Origin of the sequence: Pseudomonas sp. RGM2987 (assembly GCF_022952855.1) — a bacterium.
In the GTDB taxonomy this organism is placed as follows: Bacteria; Pseudomonadota; Gammaproteobacteria; order Pseudomonadales; family Pseudomonadaceae; genus Aquipseudomonas.
In genome coordinates this window covers 1-6,236 of sequence record NZ_JALJDX010000069.1, presented here as the reverse complement: position 1 = coordinate 6,236, position 6,236 = coordinate 1, and the positions used below count along the sequence as shown (strand labels likewise).

Sequence of the window (6,236 nt, the reverse complement as noted above, 5' to 3'; positions counted from 1 at the left end):
ATAACACTGTGGGAGCGGGCTTGCTCGCAAAAGCGGCGGGTCTGATAGCAATGATGTCGGATGTGCCGCGGTGCTCAGCTGAGCACCACCACCCCGCCCGGCAGCTCGGTGCATTTGGCGCCGTAGGCATCGCGGATCAGCAGCGCCACGCCCGCCAGTTGATCGAGGCGGAAGCGGGCCTGGACCTTGCGCTGGCCCAGCTCGCGGTTGAGCAGCAGCAACATGCCAGGGCGGTAGCGGTTGATCTCATCGATGACGCTGGCCAGGGTCGCGTCGTTGAACACCAGCACCTGGTCGCGCCAGGCGATGGCGGCCGACACATCGGCCGTGCGCGGCGTGTCGACGCGGCCCGGGTCGTAGCTCAACTGCATCCCCGGCTCCAGGCGAAAACGCTGGCCTTGCACATCGACCTGCACCACGCCCTCAAGACAGGTCGCGCAGACACGCTGGTCGATGTAGCGGACGTTGAACCGTGCCTGGGCCGCGCTGATCCAACCGCTGCCGGCCTGAATACTGACCGCCTGGGCGCCGCGCCCCTGCACTTCGATCTCGCCACTGAGCAGTTCCAACCCCTCACCGCCATCGCCCGATGGACGACGACTGAGACGGGTCTGGGTATTGAGTTCCAGGCTGATGCCTTCGGCCAGGTCCACCCGGCGCTGTTCACCGACCTCGGTGATGTAATCAGCCCCGAGCCCGGAAAACCCGCCAGGCACCGTGGCCCGGATCAACAGGAAACCCGCCGAGGCCGCAATCGCCCCACCCAGCAACGCCCGGCGACCAAACTGCCGTGGCCCCTGCAACGCCGCCGCAGCCGGTTGCAGTTGGTGCCATAGCGCCTTGGCCTGCTCGAATGCCCGCGCATGCTCGGGACTCTGCCCGCACCACTGGCGCAAGGCCCGGGCATCGGCCACGGTAGCGCGTCCCGAAGTCAGCAGGATCAGCCAGTCTCGGGCCTCACCGGCCAAGCGGGCCTGGGGCGTGGCAACAGGGGAAGCGATGCTGAAGATGTTCAAGCACACACACTCGTGAAATTGTCGGGGCTCAATTGTCGAGGCTCTACCTTCAAGACGGTTTTCCCGCGCCGGGACCGAACCGCTGAATGACTTTTCTTTCCAGGCGCAAGGCGCAATGGCCCAGCGCGGCCTTGATTTCCTTCTCCACCATGCGCGTGGAAATGCCAAAACGCTGGGAGATTTCCAAATGTGGGGCTTCCTCCAGCCGCGCCGCGATGAAGATCCGCCGACGCCGCGCCGGCAGCTCATACAAGGCTTTGAGCAACGTCTGCAACTCCTTTTGCCCACCCACCACCCGGGCCGGATCCAGCGCCTCATCCGAAACCTGAAGCAACTCATCGATTTCCTCGCCCGTGAGCAGGCGCGCATCGGCTTGCCTGCGGTCGGCGGCAATGTTCAGCGCCATGCGATACAAATAGGCATTGGGCTGGGCAATGTCCGGCGTGTCGACCATCCGATCGACCCGCAGGTAGGTTTCATGCAGCACGTCGTTGGCCAGCTCCTCCGATCCCAGGCGCCGACGCAGGCGCACCTTGAAATCCTCGTAGGAGGTCAGGAACAACTTCACCAATGGGCTGCGACCGGTGTCTTTCATCGCCCGGGCTCCCCGTCCCCTGCTGTGCATTCCATGCGTCTTCCTGATGAGTCGGGTAACAAAAGCAGGGTCACCGGCTGGCGCAACGAACTGGGCGCCGGACGGTCGATCCTGAGGTTTTGCAAACTGTTGACCAGCGCCCTGTCGCGCACCGGATCGCCGGTGGAACTGACCAGACGGCTATGCTGAACCACGCCGTCGCGGCCGATCCATACTTGTAGCAACGCCCGATAACCGCCCGGGCGGGTCAACGCAGAACGGCACAAGTTGCGCTGGATACCCGCCTGGATCGCCGCCGCATAGTTGCTGTCACTCAAACCCGGCGCGACTCCCACGGGCAACGGCACCTCACGGACCTGCACCGGCTGCAACGTAAACGCGTCCGCGCGGGCATAATGCGCTGCCAGGCCGGTGCCGCTGAGCAATACGTTCAAGCCTTGAGAGGGGGTGAAGCGTCCCTGAACACCCAGCGTATGGCGCTGGCTGGACAACCCGTGATCCACCAGCACTGCCATGCCCGTCGCGCGGCTGAACTGCTCCAGGGCCGTGGTCAGTTCCTGGGGCGCGATGTCCAGGTCCACCAGGCCAACCGCCCAGACCGGCCCGGCCAGCAGGCACAACACCGCCATCAGCCACCTCAAGGGCGACCCAGCCCATCCACGCCTGCGCCCGCCCCCGGCTCTGCCCTGCTGCACGACTGACGTATCCGTTGAAAACCGTCATCCTGAGGGGTGTTTATGAATGTCGTATGACAACTGATACAAATCGCCCTGGCCGCACTAGACTGGAGGCCTGACAACGAACCGTCCCCGTGACGGACCAGGAGGTCGGTGATGAAACAAAGGATGCGTGTGGCGGCGAGCCTTGCCCTGTCCATGGCCCTGCCCTGGGCTTGGGCCGAAGAAACGCCGGCGTGTATCGAGGTGACCGTCGGTGGCTACAAGACGCCGGATTACGCCTGCCTGAGCCGGCAGATGGGCAACGACCCGCAGGCTGCGAGCGCAGCGCAACGGGCGCAGGAGGCGTTGAACGTACCGGTCAATGAGCGCGCGCCGAACAGCATCGGCCTGGCGACCCCGGCGGCCACCGGCGTGCGCATGGGCAATACCTTTGGCAACTCGGTGAAGCCGCAGCGGCCGGCGGTGCCGGCTGGTAGCTCTCCATTGCTCAAGTAACCACCTGGCTAGCTGAAAATTTGCCGTCCTGAACACCCGCTCTTGTGGCGAGGGAGCTTGCTCCCGCTGGGCCGGGCTGGCGCTCCAGCGCGCAGCGACCCTGGTTTTTTTTGCGGTCGCTGCGCAACCGAGCGGGAGCAAGCTCCCTCGCCACAGGATCGCGGTCAGCCAAGAGAATGTGCAGTCACCCCCCGGGACTCTGGCGAAAACTCACCGCCAGCCGGTTCCAACTGTTGATGGTGCTGATCGCCAGGGTCAGGTCCACCAGTTCTTCATCGCTGAAGCTGGCATGGGCCAGGTCGTAGACGTCGTCGGGCACCTGGCTTTGCGCCAACAGCGTGACCGCTTCGGTCCAGGCCAGGGCGGCACGTTCCCGGCAGGTGAAGAACCCGCTGTCGCGCCAGACCGCCACCGCATAGAGACGCCGTTCGGTCTCGCCCTGACGCCTGGCATCGACCGAATGCATGTCGGTGCAAAAGGCACAGCCGTTGAGCTGCGAGGCGCGGATCTTGATCAGGTGCAGCAGCGCCGGCTCGATGCTCAGGCGACTGGTCAGGGCTTCCAGGCCGATCATGGCTTTCATCGCCCCGGGAGAGGCACTGTAGTAATCCAGACGCGGGCTCATCGCAGGCTCCATGGTGCTTGATCGCTTCACGGTAGGCCTTGGGGTCGCTTGGCGACAGATCCAATTCGGCGAAAAACCGGGAGTCATCTCTTACAAGACCAATGGCCGGGATTTTCTCCACACAACTTCTATGCACACGGACAATGCGGGTAACCTTGCGCCTTTGACGCTTGCCGCCACCCCATCGTCCAGGAGCCTGCGGTATGGAACTTCATGTTGTCATCAACGGCCGCAAGGACCTGGCGGGCCAGTTGTATCAACAATTGCGCAGCGCCATCGAAAGCGGTCGCCTGGCCGCCGGCACGCAGCTGCCGCCCAGCCGCCTGCTGGCCGAACAACTGGGCGTCTCGCGCAAGACCGTTTCCGACACCTATGCCCAGCTGACCTACGAAAACTTTCTCACCGGCATCATCGGCAAAGGCACCTATGTCAACGCGCGCCCGGCCAGGATCGTGCACAAGCAGAGCCACCGCGAACTGGCCGGCGCCGAGGTGGTCGAGGCGTGGCGCAACATGCCGGACCTGATGCGTCATCCCACGCTCGAAGGTGCGTTGCGTTACGACTTCATCGGCGGCGCCACCGGCAAGGGCCAGTTTCCGCTGGATGACTGGCGACGCTGCACCGCCCATGCGCTGCGCCAGATCGCCAGTGCCAAGGGTTTCTACAGCCAACCCGAAGGGTTGTCGGCATTGCGCAATGCGATCGCCCGGCACATCGCGTTCTCCCGTGGGGTCAATTGCCACGACGATGACGTGGTGGTGTGCAATGGCGCGCAGCAGGCCCTGGACCTGATTTCCCGGGTCCTGACCCGTCCGGGCAGCCTGGTGGCGATGGAGGATCCGGGCTATCCGCCGGCGCGGCTGCTGTTCGGCTCACAGGGAGCCACGGTGGTCGGGGTGCCGGTAGATGAACAAGGCCTGCGGGTGGACTTGATCCCCGATGGCACGCGCCTGATCTACGTGACACCGTCCCACCAGTTTCCCTTGGGCATGCCCATGAGCCAGGCGCGCCGCGAGGCGTTGCTGGCGCGGGCCTATGAGCTGGGGGCGATCATTATTGAAGACGATTACGACAGCGAATTCCGCTACGAAGGCCGTCCTGCCGATTCGTTGCAGAGCATGGACGAGCGCGGGATCGTCGCCTACGTCGGCACCTTCTCCAAGACCTTGCTGCCCGAGCTGCGGCTCGGTTATGCGATCCTGCCGCCGGCGATTCTCGAGGCGGTGATCCTGGCCAAGCGCCTCACCGACCAACACACCTCCACCCTGCCCCAATGGGCACTCGCCAAGTTCATCGCCGAGGGATGCCTGCTCAAGCATATTCGTCGCTGTCATGCCCTGTATGCCGGCCGGCGCGAGCGGATCCTGGCACGCATGGCCGCGGATCTGTCGCCCTGGTTCGAGGCCGTGCCCACCACTGCGGGTTTTCACATGGCGGTGCTGTGCAAGGTGCCTATCGACCTGGCGTTGCTGATCGAGCTGGCAAAAAAAGCCGAAGTCGGGCTGTACAGCCTGGAAGGCTTTTTCAATGACGCACCGGTGCGACCGGGTCTGTTCTTTGGTTTCGGGGCCATCGACACCCTGGACATCGACATTGCCCTGGACCGTGTGCGGGATATTTTGCAGCAGGTGTCATGACCTGGAGCCCTGACGAATTGGCCTGGGCATTTATCCGCCCATTGGCTGTTTGAGGGGCGTTCCCACAGGCCTATCCTCCATCGGTGCCATGGATATTGAACAAACCCCGTTCGACTTGATTCAGGAGCCTGGACAATGCCTCGCCAAGTGATCAATACCGTACAGGTGCAAGCCGCCCCCGGACGCTCGGAAGAGCTGGGCCGGCAGTTGCAGCAAATCGTCGAAACCCTGCGCTCGTTGCCGGGCTGCGACGCCTACCTGGTGGACCGTTGCCCGGACGATGGCGACCGCTGGAGCGTCAGCGCTCGCTGGCAATCGGAAGCGGCCATGCAAGCCCACTTCAACTGCCCCGAAGTGCAGGGCTTCATCAGCCTGATCGACAACCGCCTGGCGCGGAGTGTGGACTTCAATAGTTTTCCGATTGTTTGAATCGCGCCGGACACAAATCCTGTGGCGAGGGAGCTTGCTCCCGCTGGGTTGCTAAGCGACCCCATGCAGGTTTACGCGCTCTGTCTGATGCATCGAGGTGCCTGGATTTGGGGCTGCTGCACAGCCCAGCGGGAGCAAGCTCCCTCGCCACAGGGTTTGGTGCTCGTCAGTAGATCTCGATTGGTCTACCCGCCTTCCGAAAGATTGGACGTTTGCTAGCCGAGGTCCGGGGCTTAGGGTGAGTTCATCGCCACTACTCAACCAAAAGGTCCTATCGCCATGAAAACCCTCTACCTGATCGCCGTCCTCAGCCTGTTGTCTGCTACCCAGGCCTTTGCCCATGAAGCCGCCCCTGAGAACGTCAAGGTGCTGCAAGAGCAGATGCTGAAAAACGTCCCCGGCAAGAAAGCCATGATGCTCACCGTCGACTACGCACCGGGCCAGTCGTCCATCGCCCACAAGCACGAGGGTACGGCGATGGCCTATGTGCTCGAAGGTGCCATTACCTCCCAGGTCAAAGGCGAGCCGGCGATCACTTACAAGGCAGGCGAGTTCTGGTATGAAGCAGCAGGTTCCGAGCACCTGGTGTCGAAGAATGCCAGCACCACCGAACCGGCGAAGTTGCTGGTGTTCATGGTGTTGGGGGAAAAAGAGGCGGTGCTGATCCCACTGAAGAACTGACAGACACATCACAAATCCCTTGTGGGAGCGGGCTTGCTCGCGAAAGCGGTGGGCCAGCTGGCAGTGATGTTGGATGGC

At 63.3% G+C, this 6,236-nt stretch carries 8 protein-coding genes; 4 read left to right on the top strand and 4 right to left on the bottom strand.

What is annotated here, in order from left to right:
• Positions 1-74: 74 nt before the first annotated feature.
• The 3 genes from RGM2987_RS00740 to RGM2987_RS00730 are packed head-to-tail and all read right to left on the bottom strand — an operon-like array spanning position 75 to position 2,240.
• Positions 75-1,016 (bottom strand): FecR domain-containing protein, encoded by a 942-nt coding sequence (locus RGM2987_RS00740; RefSeq protein ID WP_245138206.1) that lies wholly within the window; start codon positions 1,014-1,016, stop codon positions 75-77.
• A gap of 49 nt (positions 1,017-1,065) precedes the next feature.
• Positions 1,066-1,611, bottom strand: coding sequence for a sigma-70 family RNA polymerase sigma factor (locus RGM2987_RS00735; protein WP_245138205.1), 546 nt, complete (start codon positions 1,609-1,611; stop codon positions 1,066-1,068).
• Entirely contained in the window at positions 1,608-2,240 is a 633-nt protein-coding gene (locus tag RGM2987_RS00730; RefSeq protein ID WP_245138204.1) for a secretin and TonB N-terminal domain-containing protein, read from the bottom strand. The genes RGM2987_RS00735 and RGM2987_RS00730 overlap by 4 nt, the downstream gene beginning before the upstream one ends.
• Positions 2,241-2,444: 204 nt before the next feature.
• On the opposite strand from RGM2987_RS00730, the gene RGM2987_RS00725 reads away from it, so the two are divergent.
• Positions 2,445-2,786, top strand: coding sequence for a hypothetical protein (locus RGM2987_RS00725; protein WP_245138203.1), 342 nt, complete (start codon positions 2,445-2,447; stop codon positions 2,784-2,786).
• A 184-nt stretch (positions 2,787-2,970) separates the two neighbouring features.
• Here the strand turns inward: RGM2987_RS00725 and RGM2987_RS00720 are convergent, their stop codons facing one another.
• Positions 2,971-3,411: a carboxymuconolactone decarboxylase family protein gene (locus RGM2987_RS00720; RefSeq protein ID WP_245138202.1), complete on the bottom strand. Its 441-nt coding sequence runs from the start codon at positions 3,409-3,411 to the stop codon at positions 2,971-2,973.
• Between the two features lie 203 nt (positions 3,412-3,614).
• Here RGM2987_RS00720 and RGM2987_RS00715 point away from each other — a divergent pair, with 203 nt between their 5' ends.
• From RGM2987_RS00715 to RGM2987_RS00705, 3 genes are all read left to right on the top strand, one after another.
• Entirely contained in the window at positions 3,615-5,048 is a 1,434-nt protein-coding gene (locus RGM2987_RS00715; protein ID WP_245138201.1) for a PLP-dependent aminotransferase family protein, read from the top strand.
• A gap of 135 nt (positions 5,049-5,183) precedes the next feature.
• Positions 5,184-5,477, top strand: a complete 294-nt coding sequence (locus RGM2987_RS00710; RefSeq protein ID WP_245138200.1) for an antibiotic biosynthesis monooxygenase family protein — start codon at positions 5,184-5,186, stop codon at positions 5,475-5,477.
• 279 nt (positions 5,478-5,756) lie between these two features.
• Complete coding sequence (locus RGM2987_RS00705) at positions 5,757-6,158, top strand: cupin domain-containing protein (protein ID WP_245138199.1); 402 nt, start codon at positions 5,757-5,759, stop codon at positions 6,156-6,158.
• The last annotated feature ends 78 nt before the right edge of the window (positions 6,159-6,236 follow it).

What these genes read in the sequence shown, in the direction of transcription:
- RGM2987_RS00735 (WP_245138205.1), bottom strand. Translation starts at nt 1,611, where the DNA reads ATGAAAGACACCGGTCGCAGCCCATTGGTGAAGTTGTTCCTGACCTCC.
- RGM2987_RS00730 (WP_245138204.1), bottom strand. Translation starts at nt 2,240, where the DNA reads ATGGCGGTGTTGTGCCTGCTGGCCGGGCCGGTCTGGGCGGTTGGCCTG.
- RGM2987_RS00725 (WP_245138203.1), top strand. Translation starts at nt 2,445, where the DNA reads ATGAAACAAAGGATGCGTGTGGCGGCGAGCCTTGCCCTGTCCATGGCC.
- RGM2987_RS00720 (WP_245138202.1), bottom strand. Translation starts at nt 3,411, where the DNA reads ATGAGCCCGCGTCTGGATTACTACAGTGCCTCTCCCGGGGCGATGAAA.
- RGM2987_RS00715 (WP_245138201.1), top strand. Translation starts at nt 3,615, where the DNA reads ATGGAACTTCATGTTGTCATCAACGGCCGCAAGGACCTGGCGGGCCAG.
- RGM2987_RS00710 (WP_245138200.1), top strand. Translation starts at nt 5,184, where the DNA reads ATGCCTCGCCAAGTGATCAATACCGTACAGGTGCAAGCCGCCCCCGGA.
- RGM2987_RS00705 (WP_245138199.1), top strand. Translation starts at nt 5,757, where the DNA reads ATGAAAACCCTCTACCTGATCGCCGTCCTCAGCCTGTTGTCTGCTACC.